The 23,754-nt window shown below is 65.2% G+C and carries 19 protein-coding genes; 8 read left to right on the plus strand and 11 right to left on the minus strand.

From position 1 onward, the window contains the following. Positions 1–54: 54 nt before the first annotated feature. From SH602x_RS10580 to SH602x_RS10590, 3 genes are read right to left on the minus strand one after another with little or no spacing between them, the layout of a single operon-like run. Complete coding sequence (locus SH602x_RS10580) at positions 55–819, minus strand: hypothetical protein (RefSeq protein ID WP_479476758.1); 765 nt, start codon at positions 817–819, stop codon at positions 55–57. Further along, positions 816–1,460: a hypothetical protein gene (locus SH602x_RS10585; RefSeq protein ID WP_479476759.1), complete on the minus strand. Its 645-nt coding sequence runs from the start codon at positions 1,458–1,460 to the stop codon at positions 816–818. Before SH602x_RS10585 ends, SH602x_RS10580 begins: the two co-directional genes overlap by 4 nt. Then, entirely contained in the window at positions 1,457–1,978 is a 522-nt protein-coding gene (locus tag SH602x_RS10590; protein ID WP_479476760.1) for an RNA polymerase sigma factor, read from the minus strand. The genes SH602x_RS10585 and SH602x_RS10590 overlap by 4 nt, the downstream gene beginning before the upstream one ends. Before the next feature lie 502 nt (positions 1,979–2,480). On the opposite strand from SH602x_RS10590, the gene SH602x_RS10595 reads away from it, so the two are divergent. The 7 genes from SH602x_RS10595 (at position 2,481) to SH602x_RS10625 (ending at position 12,988) form a co-directional block, all read left to right on the plus strand. Then, a complete protein-coding gene (locus SH602x_RS10595; RefSeq protein ID WP_479476761.1) occupies positions 2,481–4,313 on the plus strand; it encodes an ABC transporter permease subunit in 1,833 nt (610 codons plus the stop codon). Positions 4,314–4,428: 115 nt separating this feature from the next. Further along, complete coding sequence (locus tag SH602x_RS10600) at positions 4,429–5,706, plus strand: CNNM domain-containing protein (protein ID WP_479476762.1); 1,278 nt, start codon at positions 4,429–4,431, stop codon at positions 5,704–5,706. Then, positions 5,703–6,665, plus strand: coding sequence for a CNNM domain-containing protein (locus SH602x_RS10605; RefSeq protein WP_479468472.1), 963 nt, complete (start codon positions 5,703–5,705; stop codon positions 6,663–6,665). Before SH602x_RS10600 ends, SH602x_RS10605 begins: the two co-directional genes overlap by 4 nt. Positions 6,666–6,825: 160 nt before the next feature. Further along, positions 6,826–7,272 (plus strand): hypothetical protein, encoded by a 447-nt coding sequence (locus SH602x_RS10610; RefSeq protein ID WP_479476763.1) that lies wholly within the window; start codon positions 6,826–6,828, stop codon positions 7,270–7,272. Between the two features lie 601 nt (positions 7,273–7,873). Beyond that, a complete protein-coding gene (typA, locus tag SH602x_RS10615) occupies positions 7,874–9,706 on the plus strand; it encodes a translational GTPase TypA (protein ID WP_479476764.1) in 1,833 nt (610 codons plus the stop codon). A gap of 252 nt (positions 9,707–9,958) precedes the next feature. Beyond that, on the plus strand, positions 9,959–11,278 hold the full coding sequence (locus SH602x_RS10620; RefSeq protein ID WP_479476765.1) for a diguanylate cyclase domain-containing protein: 1,320 nt from the start codon (positions 9,959–9,961) through the stop codon (positions 11,276–11,278). Between the two features lie 111 nt (positions 11,279–11,389). Further along, positions 11,390–12,988, plus strand: a complete 1,599-nt coding sequence (locus tag SH602x_RS10625; RefSeq protein WP_479476766.1) for a hypothetical protein — start codon at positions 11,390–11,392, stop codon at positions 12,986–12,988. On the opposite strand, the gene SH602x_RS10630 is transcribed toward SH602x_RS10625, so the two are convergent. The 8 genes from SH602x_RS10630 to SH602x_RS10665 form a co-directional block, all read right to left on the minus strand. Then, the gene (locus tag SH602x_RS10630) at positions 12,985–13,587 is read right to left on the minus strand and encodes a hypothetical protein (protein WP_479476767.1); all 603 of its coding nucleotides are present in this window, start codon (positions 13,585–13,587) and stop codon (positions 12,985–12,987) included. The two genes, SH602x_RS10625 and SH602x_RS10630, sit on opposite strands and share 4 nt — an antisense overlap. A gap of 275 nt (positions 13,588–13,862) precedes the next feature. After that, on the minus strand, positions 13,863–14,273 hold the full coding sequence (locus tag SH602x_RS10635) for an EamA family transporter (protein WP_479476768.1): 411 nt from the start codon (positions 14,271–14,273) through the stop codon (positions 13,863–13,865). 162 nt (positions 14,274–14,435) lie between these two features. Then, on the minus strand, positions 14,436–14,855 hold the full coding sequence (locus SH602x_RS10640; protein ID WP_479476769.1) for a hypothetical protein: 420 nt from the start codon (positions 14,853–14,855) through the stop codon (positions 14,436–14,438). A 369-nt stretch (positions 14,856–15,224) separates the two neighbouring features. Beyond that, a complete protein-coding gene (locus SH602x_RS10645) occupies positions 15,225–16,400 on the minus strand; it encodes a TIGR04086 family membrane protein (protein WP_479476770.1) in 1,176 nt (391 codons plus the stop codon). Positions 16,401–16,655: 255 nt separating this feature from the next. Then, positions 16,656–17,009 carry a hypothetical protein gene (locus tag SH602x_RS10650; RefSeq protein ID WP_479476771.1) on the minus strand — a complete coding sequence of 118 codons (354 nt, stop codon included), beginning with the start codon at positions 17,007–17,009 and terminating at the stop codon, positions 16,656–16,658. Positions 17,010–17,127: 118 nt separating this feature from the next. After that, entirely contained in the window at positions 17,128–19,074 is a 1,947-nt protein-coding gene (locus SH602x_RS10655) for a hypothetical protein (RefSeq protein WP_479476772.1), read from the minus strand. Positions 19,075–19,657: 583 nt separating this feature from the next. Beyond that, complete coding sequence (locus SH602x_RS10660) at positions 19,658–20,725, minus strand: linear amide C-N hydrolase (RefSeq protein ID WP_479476773.1); 1,068 nt, start codon at positions 20,723–20,725, stop codon at positions 19,658–19,660. 71 nt (positions 20,726–20,796) lie between these two features. Beyond that, positions 20,797–22,737: an acyl-CoA dehydrogenase family protein gene (locus SH602x_RS10665; RefSeq protein ID WP_479476774.1), complete on the minus strand. Its 1,941-nt coding sequence runs from the start codon at positions 22,735–22,737 to the stop codon at positions 20,797–20,799. A gap of 199 nt (positions 22,738–22,936) precedes the next feature. Between SH602x_RS10665 and SH602x_RS10670 the strand changes: the two genes are divergently transcribed. Continuing rightward, positions 22,937–23,530: a histidine phosphatase family protein gene (locus SH602x_RS10670; protein WP_479476775.1), complete on the plus strand. Its 594-nt coding sequence runs from the start codon at positions 22,937–22,939 to the stop codon at positions 23,528–23,530. Positions 23,531–23,754: the final 224 nt, after the last annotated feature.

Consider the following 23,754-nt stretch of genomic DNA (forward strand, 5'->3'; position numbering starts at 1 on the left):
AACGCAGAAGCGTTCAATCGGTGGGCGGTCAGGCAGTGGGGTCGTTGCAAGTCTTCAGTTCTTCGGCTTCGTCTTCAGGACCGAGGCGGGAACCTTCGGCAGGCGCTCGATCTGGCGGTCGATCATCGCGGAGCCTTTCTCGTCCAGCTCGCGCAGTTCCCGGTCGAGTTGTTCCAGGCGCTTCTCGGCCCGTTCGCGGTCGAACGCGAGCAGCTCGCGCTTGGCCTGAAGTTCGTCCTGCATCAACTGGCGGAGAGAACTCTCGAGGGCGGCGTCGGGGGAGACGCGATACTCGGCGGAGACGACATGGACTCGCGACCGGGTCTTCCAGACTTTCAGTTCCCGTGCGTAGCGCTCGTCGTCGCGTTCTTTCAGAGCATTCAGGCGATCGGCCGCTCGCGCGACGTCGCGAACCGCGGCCTGGTAAGCCTGCGGATGCATCTTCTCCAGCGTTCGCAGAAGCGACGCGAGCTCGGGGTGATGCTCTTCCGCGAACGCCTTCGCGACGACCTCGCGATCGGACTTGCGGTCCTCGGCCTTCTTCGGCGTCGGGCGGTCGGCATGGGGCTTCTTCTCGTCCGGCTTCGCGTCGTCGGACTTCTTTTCGACCGACGGCTTCTCGACCGGACGCTTTGCCGGCGATTTCTTCTCAGGCGGGTTCGCCGACGGATCGTCCTGCTTCTCCGCGCGAGAGGGGTTTTGTGCGGACGGCTTTTCGGCGGGCTGGGCGTGCAGCGAAGCGACGCTCAGAAAGGCTAACGCCGCCAGGGTCGCGAGGGCGGGAGAGAGGTGGCGGAATGAGCGGAGCAGGCAACTCACGGGGCGGCCTCCTCGACGACGTCGGCGGAGAGTTCGGCCTTGTGAGCGATCGCGAGCACGAGCCACTCGGGCGTCTCTTCGAAGTCGAAGGTATCGACCGCAGGATCCGCGTCGAATTCGGTCTCTTGGGGCGTCGCGACGTCGCGCAGCGGAGCCTCGTCGAGCAGGGCGATCCACTCCTCGGCCAGGCGTTCGGCGGAAGCGACCTCCGCATTCGCGGCGCCGACGCCCGTTCCGTCGTCGCCGAGGAACAGGGTCGATGCGACGACCGCGACGGAAGCCAGCGTGACGATCGACAGGGCGGCGAGCCAGCCGTATTGCCTGCGCGAAGGGCGAGCGACGTTGTCACAGGGCTCCCGTGCGGCCAGTTCGACCATCGCGGGCTGAAGCGTAACGGGCTCGACCGAGGGCTGGCGAACGGCCAGCAGCGACTCGTGCAGCCGATCCGCGGCCAGGAGATCTTCGGCCGTGAGATCGTCCTCGCGCTCGAAAGCCGCAAGATTCGCCGCGTCGGCGTCGATCTCGCCCGAAGCGATCAGTTCGCGAAGTTCGTCGTCGAACCCGGCCGCCTGCGCGAACGCCTGCCAGAACCGGTCGTCGGCCGGCGAAGCTTCTTCTTGGTCTCGATCGGGTCGATTCATTCGCTGTCATCCAGTTCGCGCCGGAGCCGCAACGTCGCGGCTCGCACGCGGGCGAGCGCCGTTCCGAGGGGGATGCCGAGTCGTTCGGCGATTTCCCGGAACGTGAACTCTTCGTAAATCTTCAGTTCCAGTGCCTGTCGCTGGCTTTCCGGCAGGCCGTCGATCGCCTTTCGGAGGCGAGCGAGTCGTTCCTGCCGGATCATCTGTATCTCGGGCCGGTCGTCGACCGGCGTCGCGTTCGCATTCTGGATCAGCCGGTCCTGGGCGTTCTGTCGCGTCTTCGCCTTCCGGCGAAGGAGCATGGCCTCGCGATAGGCGACCTGGAACAGCCACGACCGGCGACGATCGACCGACGATTCATGCCCCCGTTCGAGGAGCCGGGCGTACGTCGTCTGGAGCGCGTCGGCGGCGAGCGAGTCGTCCCGCAGCAGCGCGCGGAGGAACTGCCGCAACTCCTCCCCGTGCAGGGAGTAGAGCGTCGCGATCTCCTCCGGAGCTAACCGCTTCGCGTCCGCCAACCGTCGCTCCGAGCGTCTTCGTCCGCTACGTCGATGCGCAGCAGGGGGAGATTATTTGAAGAGGATCGCAAGAAATATGGAATCGAGATCCAACTCCGATTCGCCTTGGTGTGCCACTGCTGGCTTGTCCAGCAGTGCAGGGCCCCGGAAGGGATTTCGACTTCGCGAGCGGATCCATCACGAAATCGACGCTCGAAAATCGAGACCATTCATTCGGGAAACGACGACGGGGATGGACGAACGAAACGCCGCCCGCTGCACTGCTGGACAAGCCAGCAGTGGCACATGGGTCAATGCACGGTCCGTACCCAACAGGATTCGGGCGAGCCAGCAGCGGTACAGGTCGCAGTCGAAGCTTACGCCAGGGCTCATTCTGCTCCGAATTCCACGGTTTGCGGCGCCCGTCTACAATGCGGCCTCGGCTGAAGGCGTTTCGCACGCTCCGTTTCGGCCTTTCGGTATCTCTCGCGACGCGCGGCGCCCAAGGCGAAGAACGCGGCTCATGCTCGGTCCTGTCTTTTTCCGGGAGGTGACGGTCACCCCCCGGCGGCCGCGGTTCTATTTCTTTCGCGCCGTCTACGTCGGCGCGCTGATCATTCTGCTCTGCACGGCCTGGCTGCTGATCACCGGGACGCAGGCGTTGCAGAACGTGGGCGACTTGTCGCGATTCAGCGCCGTGCTGTTTCAGATGCTGGCCCCGCTGCAACTGGCGCTGTTCGCGTTTCTGTCGGCGATGCAGGCGGCCAGTTCCGTCGCGCAAGAGAAGGATAAGCAGACGATCCTGTTGTTGCTTCTCACGCGGATGAGCAACGCCGAACTGGTGCTCGGCAAGCTTTCCGCCAGCATGGTGATCGGTCTGTCGCTGCTCGCGGCGGGATTTCCCGTGCTGCTTTCGCTGACGCTGATGGGCGGCGTGTCGCTGGCCCAGGTGATCGCCGTCTACTGGGTCACGCTCGCCACGATGGCGGTGACCGGATCGATCGGCGGAGCGCTCGCTTTCTGGCGAGAGAAAACCTTCCAGACGCTCGCCCTGGCGGCGATCGGCATCGTGATCTGGGTCGCGCTGGGCGAAGCCGTCTACGCCGGAGCGCTGGGGGAATCGTGGTTCGGCCTTCCGACGGAGCGGATCGCCGTCTGGTTCGATCCGCTGCGGGCGATCCTGGCGGCGGCCGCGCCGTCGTTCGTCGGGGAAAGCCTCTTTCCGATCGACCCGGATGCGTTCGCGTACGGCCTGGTCGCGATCGTCGCGGCGATCGTGCTCAACGGCATCGCGGTCGCCCGGGTGCGAGCCTGGAATCCGACCCGCGAAGTCCGCATTCGCCACGTCCAGGAGAACTCCGCGGACAGCATCTTCGACGCGGAGAGCGAAGGCTCGAAGTTCATCACCGCGGAAGGAACCGCCCGGGTCGCCGCGGCTGCGAAGACGCCTGCGAAACGGCGCGAGGTCTGGAAGAACCCCGTCCTGTGGCGGGAGGTCTGCACCTGGGCCTACGGCAAGAAGATCCTGGCGATCCGCGCGACCTACGTGCTGCTCGCCCTCGCGACGCTGGCGGCCGTCCATTCCCTGACGCAGAACGTCGTCGCGGTCGCTGACGACGGTTTCGCCGCGACGCTCGCTCCGTCGGTGAAGGCGCTCGTTCCGTTCTTTCTCTTGAGCCTGGTGATCGTCAACTCGCTGGCCGTGACGTCGATCACGAACGAGCGCGACGTGAAGGCGCTCGACCTGCTGCTGGCGACCGATCTGAAGCCGCGGGAGTTCATGCTCGGCAAGCTGCTGGGCGTGCTCTGGACCACGAAGGAGATGGTCCTGCTGCCGCTGGTCTGCTGCCTTTATCTCTACGTGCGGGGCGGCCTGACGACGGAGGATCTCTTCTTCCTGCTTGGCGGCCTGCTGACGCTGGACGTCTTCGTCGCCGTGCTGGGCATTCACTGCGGCATGGCTTACGCGAATTCGCGGTCGGCGATCGGCGTCAGCCTCGGGACGGTCTTCTTCCTGTTCCTGGGCGTGCTGACCTGCATGTTCCTGATGATCTCGCTGTCGGGATCGTTCCAGACGCAGCTCGCGCCGTTCCTGGCGTTGATCCTGGGAGGCGGCATCGGCCTGTTCCTGGCGCTGGGGCATCGCAATCCGTCGCCGGCGATCGGGCTGGCGTCGATGCTGCTTCCGTTCGCGACCTTTTACGCCATCACCAGCTTTCTCCTGCGGCAGAACCTGGCCGTCTTTCTGGTCTCGACGATCGTGTACGGCTTCACCGCGTGCGCTATGCTGATACCGGCGCTGAACGAGTTCGACATCGCCTCCGGCGGGCGTTCGCCGGCCCAGGGCGAGGAGTGAACGAGAAGCAGGCGAGCGGAGGGCGTCAGCCCTCCGTGGTTTTCCCGGCGATCATCCAGACAGACACGGAAGGCTGACGCCCTCCGCTCGCCAGAAGGCTCTATCGAGAGAGACGTTGTACGAGATCGCTCTGGAGTCGCTCCCGTCCGCGTTCGGCATGCTCGCGTTGCTGGCGTTCTCCGCCTTTTTCTCGGCGAGCGAGGTCGCCTACTTCTCGCTCCGACCGACCGATCGCAAGGCGCTGCGGGAACGGGGAGCGCTGGGCCGCCGGGCGGACGCCCTGCTCGACGATCCGGATCGGATACTGTCGGCCATCCTGTTCTGGAACCTGTTCGTCAACATCGGCTACTTCGCCCTCTCGGGGATGATCTCCCTGAGGTTGGAAAGAGCCGAGGAGACGCTGCCCGGGGCGGACGCCTGGGCCTTCGGCTTCGGCGCCTTGTCGCTGCTGCTGATCATCTTCTTCGGAGAGCTCGCCCCCAAGAGCGTGGCCGCGCTCCGGGCGCAGACCCTGGCGTCGCTCGCCGCCGTCCCGCTGACGATCGCGATCAAGGCGCTCGTCCCGGTCATGCCGATCATCCGCGCGGTCCGGATCATGTCGCAGCGGCTCTTCTGGCCTTCGTTTTCGCCGGAACCCTACCTCGAACTGGGCGACCTCGAACGGTTGATGGAGAAGTCGACCACCGACGAGCGCTTCCGCGACGTCCATCAGTCGCTGCTCCGGAACGTGGTGATGCTCTCCGACATTCAGGTCGAGGAGTGGATGCGCCCGCGGAGCCAGTTCCCGACGCTGCAGCCGCCCGTCTCGAAGAAGGACATCCAGGACCTGGAGGCTCCGTTCAGCTACGTCTTCATCTCCGAGCCGGGCTCCGACGTCATCGCCCGATCGCTCTACCTGCCGGAGCTGATCGACGTTCCGGACGAGCGCCTGGAGCGCATCGCCCAGCCGGTGGTGTACGTCCCGTGGTGCGCGACGGTGGCCGACGCGCTCGAAAAGATGCGCGTCCGCGAGCGCGAGGCGGCGATCGTGAACGAGTTCGGCGAAACGATCGGCATCCTGACGTTCGAGGATCTGCTCGACACGATCCTGAACTTGGCGCCCAGTCGCAGCAAGATCATGCTCGACGCGAAGCCGATTCACGTCCTGTCGGAGAACGAATGGCTTGTCTCCAGCGTGACGAGCCTGCGCCGGCTGCATAAGTTTCTCGATCGGGAGCTGCCCGAGAGCCGCTCGGTCACGATCGCCGGCGTCGTGCAGGAGAAACTGCACCGCCTGCTCCAGGCCGGCGACGTCGTCGGCTGGGGACCGTTCGAGATCACCGTGGTCGAGGCTCCGCAACGAGGCCACGCCCTGCTCAAGCTCGCCCTGATCGAGCGGGAGGACGAAGCGTGATCGTCGCGGCGCTCCTGATCGTGGGGCTCTTTTTCAGCGCACTGTTCAGCGGATCGGAGACGGGATTCTTCCGCGCTTCGCGACTGCGCCTGCTCGGCGAGACGCTGCACGGGTCGAGTCTGGCGCGCAGGCTGCTCTGGCTGGTCGACCGTCCGTCATTCTTCGTCGGAACGGCGCTGCTGGGGAACAACGTCGCGAACTACGCGATCTCGTTCGGCATCGTGCTGGCTTCCCGACAGTGGCTTCCGCCGTACGAAGGGATCGAGTTGGCCGTCACGCTGGCGACGACGCCGCTCCTGTTTCTGTACGGCGAGTTGCTCCCGAAGCAAATGTTCTTCGAGGCGCCCAATCGATTGCTGAAGATCACGGGGCCGATCTTCCTGGTCTGCTTCGTATTGTTCCTGCCGGTGACCGCCGTCGTGTTCGCGATGAGCCGGCTGCTCGAACGGATCTTCGGACGCGATCCGCAGAACGTGCGCAAGCAGATCGCCTCGATGGAACTGGAAAGCGCCATCGTCGAGGGGCACGAACTGGGCGTCCTGCGCCGCGTGCAGCGCGATCTGGCCAGTCATCTGCTGTCGGTCGTGAATCAGCCGGCGGCGTCGGTCTGCGTCCCAGTGCAGCGAATGGTTTCGATTCCGCTCGGCATGCCGACGTCGGAGGTACAGCGCCTGGCGCGGCGGCATCGCTGGACCGAGGCGCCCGTCCTCGACGAACGCCGGCAGTTCATCGGCTACGTCCGCGTGGTCGACCTGGTTCTGTCCGGCGACGAGCGGGTCGACCGGAAGCGTCTCCGCCCGCTTCCCACGGTGCTGGATGGATATACCTACGTGAAGGCGGTGACCGAGTTGCAGAACGCGCGGGCCGACATGGGACGCGTCGTCGACGGCGCCGGGAAGACGATCGGCTTCCTGCAACTGGAAGCGCTCACACGACCGCTCCTGAAGCTCGATTCCTGAGCGCTCTTTCCAGGCGAGCGGAGGGCGCGAATCCTCCGTGCCTTCGAAAATTGCCTGGCGGCGGCGCGCGGGAAGCGGGAGGATGAAGCGACCGAAGGCACGATTCGTCTTCATCTCTCGGTCGAGTCAGTCTGCTAACTCCCCTTCCAGGACGTGGCCCATGCGGACGCTCCTTCCTCTGACGCTCCTCGTGCTGCTTTCCGCGTCGCCTGCCGATTCGCTTTCGGCGGAGAGCCGCGAGATTCAGGACGCCATCGACGCGCGGGTCGTGCAGGTCGAACTGCCGCTGGATCACGTCGGCGTCCAGTACGTCGAAGGACCGGGCGGGATGGTCGTCCAGCTGAACGCGGGGACGGCGAAGGTCAGCGGGACGAAGTTCTATGTCGGCGACGGCAAGATCGCGCTGGAACTGAAGGTCGAGCATCCCCGCGGCATCGTCTTTCAGGGGCGCGAAGACTGGATCGGGCACGGCAGTCGATTCGAGAAATACTCCGTCATCGAGGTCCTGCCCGGCTACCGGCAGGCGTCCGAGCTTCGCCCGGGCGACGTCTACGTCACGCTTCGCGGCATGAACTGGAAGCTGCCGGACGCGGCGGGAGTTAAGTAGAAGGGTACGGCGTCGCGCCCCCGCCCGCGATTCTGGAAAGGCGTGCATCGATGGCGCTCCGCTATACGCCCCGTCAGCAGGGGATGCACGCGGGACTTTGGATGCTTCAGGCGATCTGTCGTTGACCGGCGCTGCTGGCGGTCGAAAAAGGCGAACGATGCGCGTCTTCTTGTCGCCCAAGTGCCGCACTTGCGCGAAGTTGGCGCGAAACGTCGGCATTCGGGCAGGATTTCGCCTCGACGGGCTTGCCTGATACCGATTATGGTGGGGAATTCGTCGTTGGCGCCGGGGATCGCCGTATTACGGTTCGGCCCGGTTCTGACGGAGATTCGGGTCGGGAAGCGCTCATCGGAAGGGCGAGACCGAATCGACGATCGACCTCCCGCCTGCGTTCGACCGCGATTCCCGGCGTCGAAGCGATCTAATCGAGGGCTCCTGAAGCTCCCGCTTTTCGAGGCTTGGTTTTTCGAGCGCTGTCCGAACGCAGTCGAAGCTGGATCAACGAGCGCACGCCGTAGAGCGCTCCCCACCGTTCCTACGGCTCGCATATCTTTAAGGAAGGCGCCCCGCCGGGGCAGAGTCTATGAGTCAGGTTTCTGAAATGCCCGTCGAGTTTGACGGTACGCTCCGTCGCGACGATATCCGCAATATCGTCATCATCGCGCACGTCGATCACGGCAAGACGACGCTCGTCGATTGCCTGCTCAAGCAGAGCGGCCAGTATCGCGAAGGCGAACTGAAGGAAACGCACCTGGACAGCAACGACCAGGAGCGCGAGCGCGGCATCACCATCCTGGCCAAGAACATCGCCGTCCCCTTCAAGGGGAAGAAGATCAACATCATCGACACGCCGGGCCACGCCGACTTCGGCGGCGAGGTCGAGCGAGTCGTGAGCATGGCCGACGGCGCCATCCTGCTGGTCGACGCCGCCGAGGGTCCGCTGCCGCAGACGCGGTTCGTGCTGACCAAGGCCCTCGAACGGGGCCTGCGTCCGATCGTGCTGATCAACAAGGTCGACCGTCCCGACGCGCGGCCGCTCCAGGTGCTCGACGAGGCGCTGGAACTGATCATGGAACTGGGCGGGGAAGAAGTCCTCGACCAAACCCGCTACCTGTTCGCTTCGTCGAAGATGGGCTTCGCCAGCACCGATCCGGACGTTCGCGAAGGAACGATGGAGCCGCTGCTGGACCTGGTCGTCGAACGCGTGCCGGGCCCGGAGATTCGCGAGGACGGCCCGCTGCAGATGCTGGTGACGACCCTCGACTGGTCGAACTACGTCGGGCGGATCTCGATCGGGCGGATCTACTCCGGCACCGTCAAGCCGGGCCAGACCGTCTCGATTTCGAAGAAGGACGGCTCGTTCATCGACGCGAAGATCGTGGACGTCATGGTCTTCGAGAACCTGGGACGCGTCTCGGTCGAAGAAGCGTCGGCGGGCGACGTCTGCGCCCTGGTCGGTCTCGAGAAGGCTGAAATCGGCGACACGCTGACCGATCCGAACTTCCGCCAGGCGCTCTCGCGCGTCGAGGTCGACGAACCGACGGTCGAGATGGTCTTCTCGATCAACAGCTCCCCCTTCGCCGGTAAGGAAGGGAAGTACGTCACGGGGCGTCAGCTTCGCGAGCGACTGATGAAGGAACTCGAACGGAACGTGGCGCTCCGCGTCCGACCGGTCGAGAACTCCGACGCCTTCGCCGTCTGCGGACGCGGCGTGCTCCACCTGTCGGTCCTGATCGAAACGATGCGCCGCGAAGGGTTCGAACTCTCCGTCGGCAAGCCGCAGGTCATCCTCCGGAAGACCGAGAACGGCAACGAAGAGCCCTACGAGCGCCTGATCGTCGAGACGCCGAGCGATCGCGTCGGACCGGTCATGGAACTGGTCGGCGCCCGGCGCGGCGAGATGCAGAAGATGTCCAGCCGCGGCGACTTCACGCACGTCGAGTTCGTGATTCCCGCCCGCGGCCTGATCGGCATGCGGACGCGGCTGCTGAACTCGACGGGCGGCATGGCCATCCTGCATCACCGGTTCGATTCGTACAAACCGGCTCAAGGCGAGATCCCGCACCGCGCCAACGGCGTGCTGATCTCGATGGTTCAGGGTCGCGCCAACGCCTTCGGCCTGGACGGACTGCAGGAGCGGGCGGAACTCTTCGTCGGCCACGGCGAAGACGTCTACGAAGGGATGGTCGTCGGCGAAAACGCGCGGGATAACGACCTCGTCGTGAACCCGACGAAGGAAAAGAAGCTGACCAACATGCGGGCGAGCGGCAACGACGAGAACATTCAGCTCAAGCCGCCCCGCAAGTTCACGCTCGAAGCGGCCCTCGAGTACATCGAGGACGACGAACTGGTCGAGATCACGCCGACCCAGATTCGTATGCGGAAGGCGTTCCTGAAGGAAACCGACCGCAAACGCGGCAAGCTGCGGGGCTGAGCCCTTCGGCGAGTCCGATCGAACTTAACGAAAGGCGCTGCGTCCCATGACGCGGCGCCTTTTTTTCGTATGGATTCGCGTATTCAGGTCACGGAGGGCAACTACGTTCACGGGCGTTCCCTTGAAGCGATTCTGCGGGCCAGGGAGTGACAGTTTTCGGCGTACCGAATCATGTTTCGCTGATCCGCGATAAATATCACGTCCGATAGGAGGTTTGCACGACGGTCTTTTCCCCGAGGGGCTGCTCTTCTGATGGTTGTTACGACGGCAGTCTCCGCAACGGTCGGCCTCGCCGCGTTCGCACTCGGGTTCGCGCTGGCCTGGCTGCGGAAATCGAGCGACAAATCGCCTCCCCCCTCCACGTTGGCGCTGGAGTCGATCGCGAGGACGCTGGCCGCGGACGTTCGCGATCACGCGGGAAGCGTCCGATCGGCGGAATCGGCGCTGACTCACGGCTCGGACGAATCGGTCCGCGACTGCGTGCGTCGGATTCTGGAAGCCGGAACGCGATTGCAGGCCCGCCTGCAGGATGCCGAGGATCGGCTCGCGGCTCAGGCGGTCGCGTTGGAACAGAGCGCCCGGGCGTCGCAGATCGACGCTCTGACGCAGGCGTTCAATCGGGGCGCCCTGGACGAACGCCTGTCGTTGGCGTTCCAGGGGCAGCAGGAACGCGGACGGGCGAGCGCCTTGCTGATGCTCGACGTCGATCACTTCAAGCGAGTCAACGACCGCTTCGGCCACCCGGCAGGCGACGTCGTCCTCAAGACGGTCGCGAAACGAATTCAGAACGCCGCGCCGAGCGGTTCCTTCGTCGCCCGCTACGGCGGCGAAGAGTTCGCGGTGCTTTTCGAGGGATCGACGGCCGAGGAATGCCGTCAGGCGTCCGAAGCGATCCGCGCCGCGATCGGAAGCGGGGACGTGATCGCCGGCGAACGGACGATCACGATTTCTTCGAGCGCGGGGCTGGGAGATACGTCGGGCGCTGCGTCGCTCGAAGCCTGGATCGAGCGCTCCGACTCGGCGCTTTACTTCGCCAAAAACGCGGGCCGCGATCGCGGGTTCCTCCGCGTCGGCGAAGAGTTCCGCGAATTCGTCTCCGCTCCTGATTCGACCGCCGCCGGCGCCGCGTCCCAGGACAAGATCACGGGGCTGCTTACGCGAGACGCCTTCGCCTCCGCGATCGATCAGGCGATCGCGGAAGATCGGCGGGGCGCCATCGTCGTCGCGCGACTCGACGGGTATAGCGAGCTGATCGAACGCCGGGGTTTCCGGGCTGCCGAAGGGGCGCTGAAGTCGATCGCCGCCGCGCTTCGCTCGAGCGTGCGAGAGAAGGATCCGGCAGGCCGCATCGGTCGCTCGACGTTCGCGGTGCTGCTCCCCGACGCCGCGCCAGTTCATGCGCAGCGATCGATCGACCGTCTGCAAGCGACGTTCGCGTCGACGGTTTCCCCGGACGACGGTCTCGCGCTGACGACGGCGCAGTCGGAGTTGGCGAAGGATTCCGACGGGAAGACGCAGGTCGCGAAATGCATCGCGACCATGGCGAGCGGCTGGTTCCCCACCGCGCCCTGACGCCGGCAAGCGACGGGGCTGAACGCCGCTTCGCTTCGGCGAACGAAATCGGGTATCACAGAAGGCGCCGCGCTTCTCGCGCGGCGCCTTTTTCCGTTGAAGGGTTGGGGCGTGCCCGTCGCACGCCGGGCGTTTGCGAGTTTAGGTATGGTACGGAAGCTGAAGCTGCTATCGCGTCTGGTTCCGCAGTTCGGACTGCTGTGGACGGTCGCCGCGATGCTGCTCTTCATCAGCGGCGCCGGGTGGTGGAAGTTCCACCGCGATCTGTACGTGGAAGAACGCGAGGCGATCGAAGGATTGAAGAACCTTGGCGCTCGGATCGGCACTCACCGCGGCTACAGTCCTTTCCTCGCAATGTTTCCCGAGGAAGCGGATACGGTTCCTTGGAACGCCCCGTTTCTTAAGCCGGTTCGGCAACTGGTCGTGCAGGGCGAGATTGCCACGGAGGCACGCAACGAGGCTCTGCGGCTGCCGCGACTGACCACCTATCACGTTTTGCATTCGCCGTCGCAAGGTGGAACTCGGGCGCCTCTCGGTATCGCGCCTGCTCATAGCTGGCCGGGAATCGAAGCCTACCTGGGGCGTCCGCTGCTCACGTATTCGGATCGGGAGCTCCACTACGACCTGCTCAATCGACCGTTGTCGAAAGGCGAGGCGGTCCACGAAGAAGAAGCGAAGCGCCTGATCGCGGCGATCGGCGCCGCCTGGGGCGCTTCCGACGCTACGCTGCCCCCGCAACTTTTCGTGAGCGAAACACGACACGACGGGGCTACGCCGTACCAAAACCGTTCGGCGATCAGCGTCGAACTGGTCGAATCCGATCGCAGTTTTCGTTACTCCGCGTGGACGACGCCCAACTCCTATACCAACAGCGTTCTTCGTTACCCGGCGGCGCCGCGGATGTCGGATGAAAGCGCTGGAGTCTCCTCCGAAGGTGTGTCGTCGGGCTTCGAGCGGGGCTGGAACGAGCACTGGAAACGGAAGTCGCGAACCATGGCGATCGATCGAGTCGCCGATCGAATTCGGTCGGGTCCGACGTTGCGTGAGGAGTATCCCTTCTTCGTGTCCGACTTCGACGAAGAGCGGGCCTTCGCCGAGGCGATGCGGGACCTCACGGCGGGTAAGCTCTTGCTCATCGCGAAGATCGATGACGTCCGCTACCGCATCGACTTCGCCCCTTTCAGCGTTCCGCTGGACGAGCTCAGCACGGTGGTTAATTCGAAACCTCCGCAGGTCCAAGAGTGGAACTGCGTCGTACGGTCTGATCTCGACTGGGCGCCGGAAGAGTACTCGCTCGTGCTATTGAAGACGCAGAGAGGCGGCGCCGCGGTTCGTCAGGAACGGCGGGTCGTCCAGCGGCTGAGCCGCGAGAACGGTTATGTGACCCTCAAGGAGCGAGTGACGCGCGAAAGTTCGGGTACGCCCGCGACGCCGACGAACCCCGGCCTTCCCACGTGGACGCACGCTCGCTTCGCGCGGGAACTCGATCCCGCCTACGAAGAGCGGGTATTCGATCCGCTTTCGCTCGACCCGGACCCGTGGCCGGAGCGGAGTGAACTCCCTTGGTTGCGGTGGTACCGCGTAACGTTCGTGCTGGGATTCTCGCTGGGGGTGTTTCTCGTCGGGCGAAAGCTGAGGCCTCGTGGAAAGTCACCGGATTCAGCCGACCATGAGATGACCGTGAACGGCGAATCTTTGCCGGTCAACTAAACCTCCTCCGTCGGATCCGCGCTCCTTACTTCCGCCAGCGTCCACTTCCCGTCGGAGGCGCGGCAGATGACGAAGTACTCGTCGCGGCCATGCAGGGCGGGGACGTCGAGGCCGAAGCTCCAGTAAGGTGCGTCGGCTCGCTGGGCGATGACGCTCAGCGAGAAGGGTTTCACGTCCACGGCGCCGAGCGGGCTCGCGTGCTTCGTCGGAAGACGCTTCGAGGAGACCATCTCCTCCCAGGCGATCTGGCAGAACTCCGAATGGAGTCGGGGCCAGGCGGCAACCGTCTCGTCCGCGATCCGACGAAGTTCGTCGACGTCGGTCGGGCCGTCAGTATCGTCGAGGTAGACGTCGACCGGGCAACCGTCGAGCCGGCACGACGAGATGTAGTTCTCCCGTTCGAGGTCGTAGCTCAGCCGAGCCAGACCCTTCTGCGACCGCTTCTTGGCGGTACGAATCTTCGCCGGCTTCTTCGCAGCTTTCTTCGCGGCCTTCCTAGCGACTTTGCTGGGGTCTTTCTTTTTGGCCATCGCCGGATCGGGGGAAGCGGGAAATCGGTCGTCCGACTTCGTTATAGTTCCGCCCGCGAGGCGTTTCATGGATCGGTAAGCGTCGATGCAGCGACTGAATTTATTCAGATGTTCAGTGCAGTCGCATCCGTCCCAAGCTTACCGGCGGCTTCCGCTCCCGTCGCCGAAATCGCCCGTGAAGGGTGTTCGGCTGCAAGCCTCGCCGGGCAGACCAGATGCGTCGTATCGAAGCTGGCCGACCGTCGGCACGTGAACATCCTTGCACGCACTTGCGTCATTCGATCGCAGGTGGAGAGACCGACGAGCGCCCGCAGAAAATTAATGCATTTCCCGGCTCGAAACGGTCATTTGACGGCCAGAACCACGACGCCGGCGGCGACGAGGGCGATGCCGATCCAGTGGTGCAGGCCGGGCCGCTCGCCGAGGAAAGCGACCGCGAAGAGCGCGACGAGGACCACGCTAAGCTTGTCGACCGGCGCCACTTTCGAAGCTTCTCCGATCTGCAGCGCGCGGAAGTAACAAAGCCACGAGGCGCCGGTCGCGAGGCCCGAAAGGATGAGGAAGGTCAGCGTTCGCGAAGGGAGGGTGAGCGGGTTCTGCCACTTGCCGGTCGCGGCGATCAACAAGCAGAGCACGGTCATGATCACGAACGTGCGAACCAGCGTCGCGTAGTCCGAGTCGACGCCTTTCAAACCGATCTTGGCGAAGATCGCCGAGAGCAGCGCCCAGCCGATCCACTCGCTCGTTCCGTTCATCGAATGTCCTCGGTGGGCGTCGCTTCCGGTTGTAACTCACGTTAGGCGGTCGCGAGCGCCGCTCCAACGAAAAACGGCGTCCGCTCGGCAAGAGCGGACGCCGGATGCGGCGTTCAGAAGATGTGACTCAGGTTCGGAACGAGCGATTCGAAGGCGAGACGGCTACTGACCGATCGGGTAGACGACGGCGGGGGCGAAGTAGACCGCCGGGCCCTGATGCGGAGCCCAGGAGTAGCCGCCGTAAGGATCGATGGGCTCGCCGATGAACGCCGTGACGGAGACGTTCGGCCGCAGGCCGGAGATCCCGTACCACTCGCGGGCGTTGAGCAGGGCCCGACGTTCCGCCGCCTGTTGCATGGCGACGTAGTTCACCATCGTGAGTTGCTTCTGAGGCGTGAGCGGAACGAACTGTTCGCTCAGAGGCGCCAGTCGGACGCCTTCCTGCTGCTGCTGAGCAGGGGCCACGAGCAGTTCGGGAGCGGCTTGCCCGTCGTCGACTTGCTGGCCGAGCGCCGGCGAAGTCAGGGCGAGCGAAGCGACGACCGCCAGGCCGGCGCCGAGCGCTAGGAAGATCGGTTTCATCAGGAGGTTCCTCGAAAGGAAAAGGATCGGTGCGACAGAGGAGCCGAAGCGAAGTGGGAGGCTGGCGGATCGATCGACGAGGGGAGCGTCGGTCGACGTTCGCTAGCGGCGCTGGCGGCTTCCGACCGATTCATCGTCGCGCCGGCTCGCCGCGGTCGACGTTGATCGTTTGAAACTTCAGGGAAATCCTCAGTCGCCCGCACGCGGCGCTCTCTGCGTTCGCTTTTCCCGCACTGCGGAACAGGCCGCGTTTTTTGCCCGCTCCGATTGGGGAAAGTCTGGCGGCGGATGCTCGGGTAGAAACAGAAAGAGCGAAGCCGCAGGGCTCCGCTCTTCGAAGTTCGAGTTCAGCTTCGTCGCGACGGATCGCTACCGAGGAGCTCGGCGAACTTCTACGTCGCTGCGCTCGCGATCCTCGGCGGAGAGGTTCCGATCGTCCTTCTCGTGATCGTGATCGTCGCGGGGCTCGACGAAATGCTTCGGCGATCCGACCGCTCCGCCGCCGACGGCCGCGACCATTCCGAGCAGCATCACCGCGAAGCTCCACATCGCAGCCGTGCCGATCGCGTCGGAAGCTTCGTCGCCGGCGACGCGGACGTTCCGTTCGACCTGCTGCATGGTCTGTTCGACCTCCTGCGAAAGCTGACCTTCGCGGCGGTCGAAATACTGCTTCGTCTGGGCGTACTGGTTCTGCCAGCGGTCGACGACGCGACTCGCTTCCTCTTCGCTCATGTCGGTATTCGCGGCCAGCGCGCTGACGGCGGCCTCCTGATCGGCGGCCTGACCCACCTCCTGATAGTGGGTATAGAACGCGTCCATCACCCGGTCGAGCTGATGATCGGCTTCTCCCGGGTTACGCGCGGCGGTCGCTGCCGCATCCCGCGCTGTCGCCACAAGCTGGTCGGCACGCTGCTGGAGCTGGTCGGGCTGAAGCGCGGGAGTATCCGTTTCCCGAAGCGTCTCGGCGAGCCGGTTCCCCAGCTGTTCGTAGTTGACGTTCGCGTTCGGAGCGTCGACGTTGCTGGCGACGGCCTGCCCGGCATCGACGGCTGCCCCGGCGACGGCGCCGACGCCCTGCGACGCGGCGGAGATGCCCTGTCCCAGCGTCCAGGCGGTCGCATTGAGAACGGCGCCGACGGTGGTCGTGAGCATCCAGAACGAGAACAGCGTCACGAGTCCCCAGGTCACCAGGCCGTGAATCGCGCCGTCGAGACGCTGCGGAACGCCGGCGAGACGCCCCGCGACCCAGCCGCCGAGGAACAGCGAGAGGATGCCCGTCACGACCCACCAGATTCCCGCCCCCATGCCGAGACCGGAGAAGGGATTCTCCTCCGTCACGGGAGAGAAGGCCCATGCGCCTATCGCCAGTCCCAGCACGCTGAGCAGGATCTGCGTCGCGAGCGCTACGACGAGACCGGCGATGACGGCCCCCAGGGAGACCCGGCGAACGCGGTTGGTCCAGCCGGCAGCCTGGGGGACGAGGCGTTCCTCGATGCTGAGATGCGTCGATTCGATCCGCGGCGCGGGATGTAAAGTGGTCGACATGGGGAGCGGTCTTCCTCGTAAAGTAGGGTGCGGGTCAGGTGGAGCGCCCGTTTGGCTGTCGGATCAGACATCCGGCGCGACGCGGAACGTTCGTCCGCGAAATCCGACGAAGCCCCGGTAGAGGCGTTCGCCGGCAGCGGGTAGCGAGGACCCGTCTTTCGTGTCGCACGCTTTCGCGCGGTCGCATGTCGCGAGCGTCATGCGACCGGCTTCGTCAGGTCGGATAGACCAGGTGAGCGTCGAACGACGCGCAACTCACGGAGCGGGCGTCTCTTCGATCGCGTCGTCCGGCTGGAGGAGAGGCTCGTCCGCAGGAGCGCTCTCCGTGTTTGCACCCGGGGCCGGCGCGGGATCCGCTGTACCGGGTTCCGGAGCCGCAGTCCCGAAGCCAGATTCCGGAGCGGGGGTCACGATGACCGCGTCGACCTCATCGGTCGCCGGGGCGTCCGTCCAGGCAGGATCAGTCGTCGTCGTCGTGGAATCGACGGTGACGGGATCGACGACCGGAACGGGATCGACGGGATCTACCATCGGTTCTGCAGGCTCGCAGCCGACGAGCCCGACGGCGAGCGCCGTCAGCAGGGCGGAGGACATCTTCAAGTAGCGCATGACAATCGCTCCCTTTCTTGTGTTCGGATTTCGAAGCGGGAGATCGCTTCGGAGTGAAAAAGGCGGGGCCTGATCGGCCCCGCCCACGGAATAACAGCTCCGATGTCAGCGGGAACCGTTACTCTTCCTTGAACAGCGTCGTCGGCTCCGCGGCGGTGACGCCGTCGGCGCTCTTGTCGCTGGTCACGTCGATGTCGAAGCGGACGTTGCCCGCTTCCTTCGCCATGACGACGACGCGCCACTCGACCTTGGCGCCCGGCTCGAGCGTTTCGACCGGGGCGAACGTCAGGTTTCCGCCTTCGCTCGTGACTTCGCTCTGACCGTCGGCTTCGACGAACTCCAGGTTCGACGGCAGCTTCGCCGTCACCTGGACGTTCTGGTCAGGCGCCGTCCCTTCGTTCTCGACGGCGACGAGATACGTCACGTGCTTGCCGACGGGAACCGGATCCTGCTCGTCAGCCACGCCGATCGCGATCGCCGCGAGGGAGAGGACTTCGACCTGCGTCCGGGCGATCGCCTGCGAACGGTTCTCTTCGTCTTCGCCGCACACGCTCGTCGCGACGACCTGCACCGGGAACGTGTCCGCCTCGGTCGCACGGACGACGAATCCGACCTGTCGGGTTTCGCCAGGCGCGAGATCGCCGATCTCGATCGTCTGCGCCGCGGCAAGTTCCGGAGACTCCGGCTGGTTCCTGTCCGCGTTCGGCTGAGCGTTCTGCTGCGCGGCGTTTTCCGCAAGCGTCGGCTGCGCTTCGCGCGGCTGGTTCTGCACGCCGGTCGGGAACTGATGTTCCGACCGTCGCACCGAGCCCATGTCGATCATGCGCAGGTTCTGCTGCGGAAGATGAATAGCCAGGGTCGCAGCGCGGGCAGGAGCGTCGCCCGCGTTGTGGACGAAGGCGGTGTAGGTCAGGTTGCGATTGATGTACGTCTGCGTCGGTCCCTCGATCTGCACCGCGAGGTCGGACGCGATGACGGACGTCGAAACGTCGGCGGAGCGGGCCTGCAGGTTCTCCCCGGCGATCGCTTCAGCCCGGCTGCCATAGTCGCCCGGACGATCGGCCACGACGCGTGCGACGAAGCTGCGGGAATCGCCCGCCTTGAGACCGTCGACGTCGAACGAAATTTCCGGCTTCTCGTCGATCAGTCGCAGCCCTTCCGGCAACGGGTCGCGAAGCGTGAACGCCTCGATATCGCCGGTGCCCGGGTTGGTGACCGTGTACTCGATCTCGAAGGGTTCGCAGAGCGAGGCTTCCTTCGGAGCGTTCTTCGTGATCTGAATCTCCGGCTTGGTGACTTCCGTCATCAGGCAGATCGCCGGCTGGAACGACTTGACCGTCAGGCAGGTCGTCGCCGGACCTTCCTGACTCGCAGAGGCCGTCACGACGATCGTCTTCGACTGGCCCGGACCGAGCATATCGATGGTCCAAGTTCCGTCGCCCGAAGAGGTCAGCCCCTGCGAGCGCCCCTCCGCATTCTGGTTCTGTCGGGCCTGGCGGTTCTGACCCTGCCGGTTCGGGTTCTGGTTCGGGCGGGCCTGACGGTTCTGCACCGCCTGTTGATCGTCGCCTTGATCGTTCTGATTCTGTGCATTCTGGTCCTGCCGGTTCTGGTTCTCGCGCTGGTTCCGCGGACGTCGAGCTGCGTCGCCCTCGCCTTCCAGCGTGACCGATTCGATCTTCGCGTTTCCGGACTTGGCCTCCGCCAGCACGATCTCGTGCAGCATCAGGTTGTCCGTGACGTTACGCACGCGAATGCGATACTCGATGTCGCTGTTGACGCGAGCTTCCGCGGGCGCCTCGGCGGTAATCTCGATCGCTCCGTCGGCGGGAGGCAGCGTCATCGTGAAGCCGCCCGGCTGGGCGGCCGCCCGAGCCTGAGGGTCGCCTTCTCGCTGGGCATTCGCCTGGCGCTGCGCCTCGGTCTGTCGTTGCTCGGCTTGTCGCTGAGCGTTCGCAGAGCGGCCCGGCTGCTCCGCTTGTGCCCGTGCTTCGCAGGCTGTCAGCGCCAGTCCGACGCAACACGTCGCCCCGAGCAAGTACTTCAAGTTCATCAGCTTCTTCATGGGTCTTCTCCGAGGGTCAAGGTCGCAGACCGCATTGCGGTCCTGGGAGCTCCAACCGGTCGCTTACCGGCGAGTCGCCTGCTGCCCGTGGCCGCAACGAACGTGCCCCTTGAGCGCTATGTCCGAACTTCGCGCGGTCTCACGCCCGAAGGCTCTTCGTCAACGGCGCGCGGAAGCTGCGCAAAGAAGCGACCTCATATCGACGCTCTCATGCACCTTACGAGAAGCCGTCGAAGCGCGCGCAGGCGGCGTCTCGCCTGGCATGAGCGACCGAAACAAATTTCGGAGAAGGGCTCGCCGCGCGCCTGGACCTTCGAGCGCCTGGCCTGGCGATCGGGACGGATCTCGGCCGGCGCGCTCGCCGCGCGTTCGTTCGGGGAGCAGCGGCGCCCCGGCGCTTAACTTCGAGCTCGCTTCGCAGAGGAAGCGAGCGAGCTTCGGCCTTCAGGAACTTCGCCGGTTACGCGACCGGACGAAGGTTGGGCCTGACATCGGACTTAGCCGGGGGTTCCGAGCGCGGCGAAGCGCTTCGCCGCGTAAGCCTCGATCGCGTGCGCCGAAGGCACGCAAGCAATCAGTCGCTTCAGTTTGCCGGCGGAGCGAGGAACTTGAACGGCTCGGCCTTCTGGAAGTTCGCCGTCTGATCGCCGCCCAGGTCGGGGTTCCCGACGAGCGTCAATTTCCGCGTGCCGGAGCCGGCGGCGAAGTCGATCCCGTCGAGCTTGACCCACAGAGCGCCCGGACCGGCGGTGCTCTCGAAGTAATAGACGCGGTTCTTCTGATCGCTGACCACGCGCCAGAGCGTCGAGGCGATGTTGGGCTGGTCGGGCGTGCTGATGCCGCGGGGAACGCTGACGTTGCGCATCACGCTGAAGACGCTGGCGACCGCCTCTCGCGGGTCGGCGGACTGCTTGCAGGCGTTGACGTAGAACGAGGTCCTCGCGAAGCGGTCCGCTGCGCGGTTCGTGCCGGGGAGCATCACCGTGCCGCCGATCTGCTTCCAGTACGCGTCGAGCGCCAGTTGCTGCTCGAAAATGGGCGAGTTCGTCATCGTCTGGTACTGCCGACCGTGATGGACGACCAGCTTGCCGTCGATGTACTCGAAGATCGCCGAATCGCCGCTCGGGTCGGAGATCGCCAGGTGGACCGTCCCCTCGGCGCCGTTGGGGGCGACGACGGGAACCATGCGGAACTCGTCCTTCTCCAGCGCTTCCACCGCTTCCGCGACGGACCCGAAGCTGTCGAGGACGTACTGCGCCCAAGCCGTAATGCAGATCGTGGGTCGGTCGTCGTCCGCGGGCGGATACTGCGATTCGGACAGATAGAGCAGGTTCGCGACCAAGCCCTTCTCGTTCATGCCGTCCGCCGTGCCCCCTTCATAGACCGAAGCGACGAGGCTGCCGTACTTGCTCGTCCATTCGAGCGATCCCTTGCCTAGACCGCCGTCGCGGGCCATCCCGCGAGGAAAGATCCAGAGGTTGGTGTGCAGGTCCTCGATCCAGTCCATCGTCCGGCCCGTGACGGTCTGGCCCTCCTTGCCGAAATAGACCGCCCGGGAGCAGGCATCCGCCTGCGGGCCGGCGAAGGCAGCGATCAGGAGGCCCGACGCCGCCAGAAAGGCAGTCGCGCGGCGGAGGAAAAGACGAGGCATGGTATCGACCGATCGAAAAACGGGACGAAGCGACGGCGCGGCGACCGCCCTACGGAGGGAGGATAGGTCGCTCACGCCGTTTCGTCATACCGCATCAGGATGTCCGCGGGGACGATGTCGCTGAGGCCGGGGAAGCCGGAGGAGACGATCCGGGCGCCGAGGTCGTGCGCGGCGCGGTACTCGCGGTCGGAGGGCCGACGGCCGGTCAGCTCCCGGCGGAGGTCGCCGCAGATCTGCGCCGCGGCGAGACGCACCGTCTCGTCCGACTGTTTGGCCGCGAACAGGGCCGTGCAGAGGATGATCGTCATCTTCTGGACCCGCGAAGAGAGCTCGGCCATGCGGAGCTGCCGGTCGGCCAGCTTGAGCTGATGCTTCCGCATGGCGCCGCTGATCTCGACAGACGAATCCTGCAACGCATCGCAGGCGAAGGCGGCATGCTCCCGCAGCGGCTCGGGCAGCCGCGACAGGTCAGGCGACGAGTTCGGCGAAAGGTACCTGCTCGCCATCCATCCGGCATAAGGTCCCATGGCGTTCTTCAGCGCCCACAGGTGGGCCGGATTCGCCATGTTGGGCTGCTTGATGCCGGCGGCCTGGAGGGCCTTGCCGACCGGTTCGAAGTATTTGACGCCGTGGCTCTTCACCAGCGACTTGAAGAAGGCCATGGCGAGCATTTCGCCTTCGCCTTCGTAGATGCAGGGGGCGAGGTACTCATGGACGTGGTCGCCGAACATGTGCCCGTGCAGGAACGATCGCCCGCCGTGCGTCTTCATGAACAGCTCGATCGCGGCTTCCTTCTGAGCTTCGCTCCCGAAGATTTTGGCGACGATGCATTCCATCTCGCCCCGGAAGCCCGAATCGAGCAGCGTGCTCCCCCAAGCCGTGAGCGCGTCCGCCGCGGTGATCAGGCCCGCGATCCGCGCGACCCGGCGGAGCACCAGTTCCCGCTTGTCGATCGAGGCGCCGTAGGTGATGCGGTACTTCGACCAGGGGAGCATGCTCGCCAGCATCATCCGCATCGTGCCGGCGGCGTTCGCACAGAGCGCGATCCGTCCGCGGTTCAGACCGTGGTAGGCGATGGTGAGCCCGTTGCCTGCCGTCGGCAGGAGCAGGTTTTCCTTCGACACGGGGAAGTCTTCGAAGATCAGCCCCCGGTTCCAGGTGTGCTTGAGGGCGTGCAACCCATAGGGTCGGAAGCGGAAGTTGTCGCTTTCCGCATCGGGCAGATCGACGATCAGGACGGCGGGCTTCCCCTCGATCAGGCAGACCAGGCCGATCGTCCGTCCCCACGTCGCGTTCGTGATGAACAGCTTTTCGCCCGTCACGAGGTACTGGTCGCCGACCAGTCGGGCCGTGGTCTTGAGCGCGGTCAGGTCGGAGCCCGCGCCTGGTTCGGTCAGCGCGAAGGCCGACAGCCGTTCGCCCGAGGCCAGCTTGGGCAGATACTTTGCCTTCTGGTCTTCGTTGCCGAAGGCCTGAATCGGGTCGACGGCGCCAATGCACCCATGCACGCTGGCGAGACCAGCGATCGTGGGATTGACCGTCGCCATGCGCGTCAGGAAGGCGGCGAAGGAGCGGAAGTCGGCGCCGCTGCCGCCGTACTTCCGGTCGACGAGCAGGCCCCAGTAGCCGACGGCGGAGAGTCGCTGCAGGGCCTCTTCGCGGATTTTGCCCTGCTCGTCGAGCAGCGTCTTGCTCTGATGCAGATCGCGCACGACGGCGATCGAATCGTCCATCACCTTCTGGACGTCGGCCGGCGTCTCCGTCGGCTGCGGCTCGAACTCGTCGAGCGCGATCTTGCGATCCCAGACGGCGACGTGGATCGGACTGGCCGAGGTGCGATAGCGTTCCTCGAACAGCGATTCGACCTGATCGTCGGCCTTGTCGATGGCGCCGGTCCGCTTCGCCTCGTCGACCGACTTGCCCCCCATGGTGAGCGCGGTCTCGGCGAAGGAGGCCGTCTCCTTCTCGTTTCCGCTCGTCTCGGGAGTCGAGGACCGGGTTTCGAGAGACATCAGAGCAACTCCTGGAGAGGGCGTTCGACGTTCGCTCAATTCTACGCCGCTCGTCTCCGTACGTCGGCTGGGCGAATTCTCCCGGAAGGCGCTCGCGGCTAACCTGCTGCAGGCGGACGCTGACCGGGGCGGCCCCGATCGCCGGCCCGGGTCGCCGGCCTGCGATAGTTATCCGGGACCTGACACCAAGGAACGGCTGATGTATGACGCGTTACCGATCGCCTGCCTCGTCCGTCATGGGGAAACGGAATGGAGCGCCGCGGGCAGACATACCGGCCGGACCGACATTCCGCTGACGCCGCGCGGGGAAGAGCAGGCGCGAAGGCTGGGAGTCCGACTGGCGGGTCGCGAGTTTTCCGTCGTCTGGACGAGCCCCCTGCAGCGCGCGGCGGAGACCTGTCGGCTGGCGGGATTCAGCGAGCGGGCGGTGACGTTGCCCGATCTTTATGAATGGGACTACGGCGAATACGAGGGACAGTTCGGCGCCGACATCCGCGCTGCGCGTCCCGGATGGAGCCTGTTTCGGGACGGAGCGCCCGGCGGAGAATCGCCCGCCGACGTCGCCGCCCGGGCGGATCGCGTGCTCGATCGGTTCCGTCGGCTGGACGGGGACGTGTTGATCTTCTCCAGCGGGCACTTTCTGCGCGCCCTCGCGGGGCGTTTTCTGGGGCAGGGGGCGGAGGCGGGCCGGCTGTTCCGTCTCGATACGGCCTCGATTTCCTGCCTGGGCTACGACCACGATCGCTCGGAGCCGGCGATTCGCTTCTGGAACGCGACCGAGGCGCCGCACTGAGCGGGCGAGGCGTCAGCCCTCCGAGAGAAATGCCGGCGTGACCGTCGTATTCCGTTCGATAGGCGTCCTCGGAGGGCTCACGCCCTCCGCTCAGACCTTGCCGACGATCAATTTGCCCAGCTTTCGCGACCGGCAGATTCGATTCGTTCGGCGGCAGACTACAATTTCCGGCGACAGCACGCTCCGGAGGAGCGGGAAACTCGAAGGGAATCGGATTCGTTCGG

This window comes from Lignipirellula cremea (assembly GCF_056501455.1).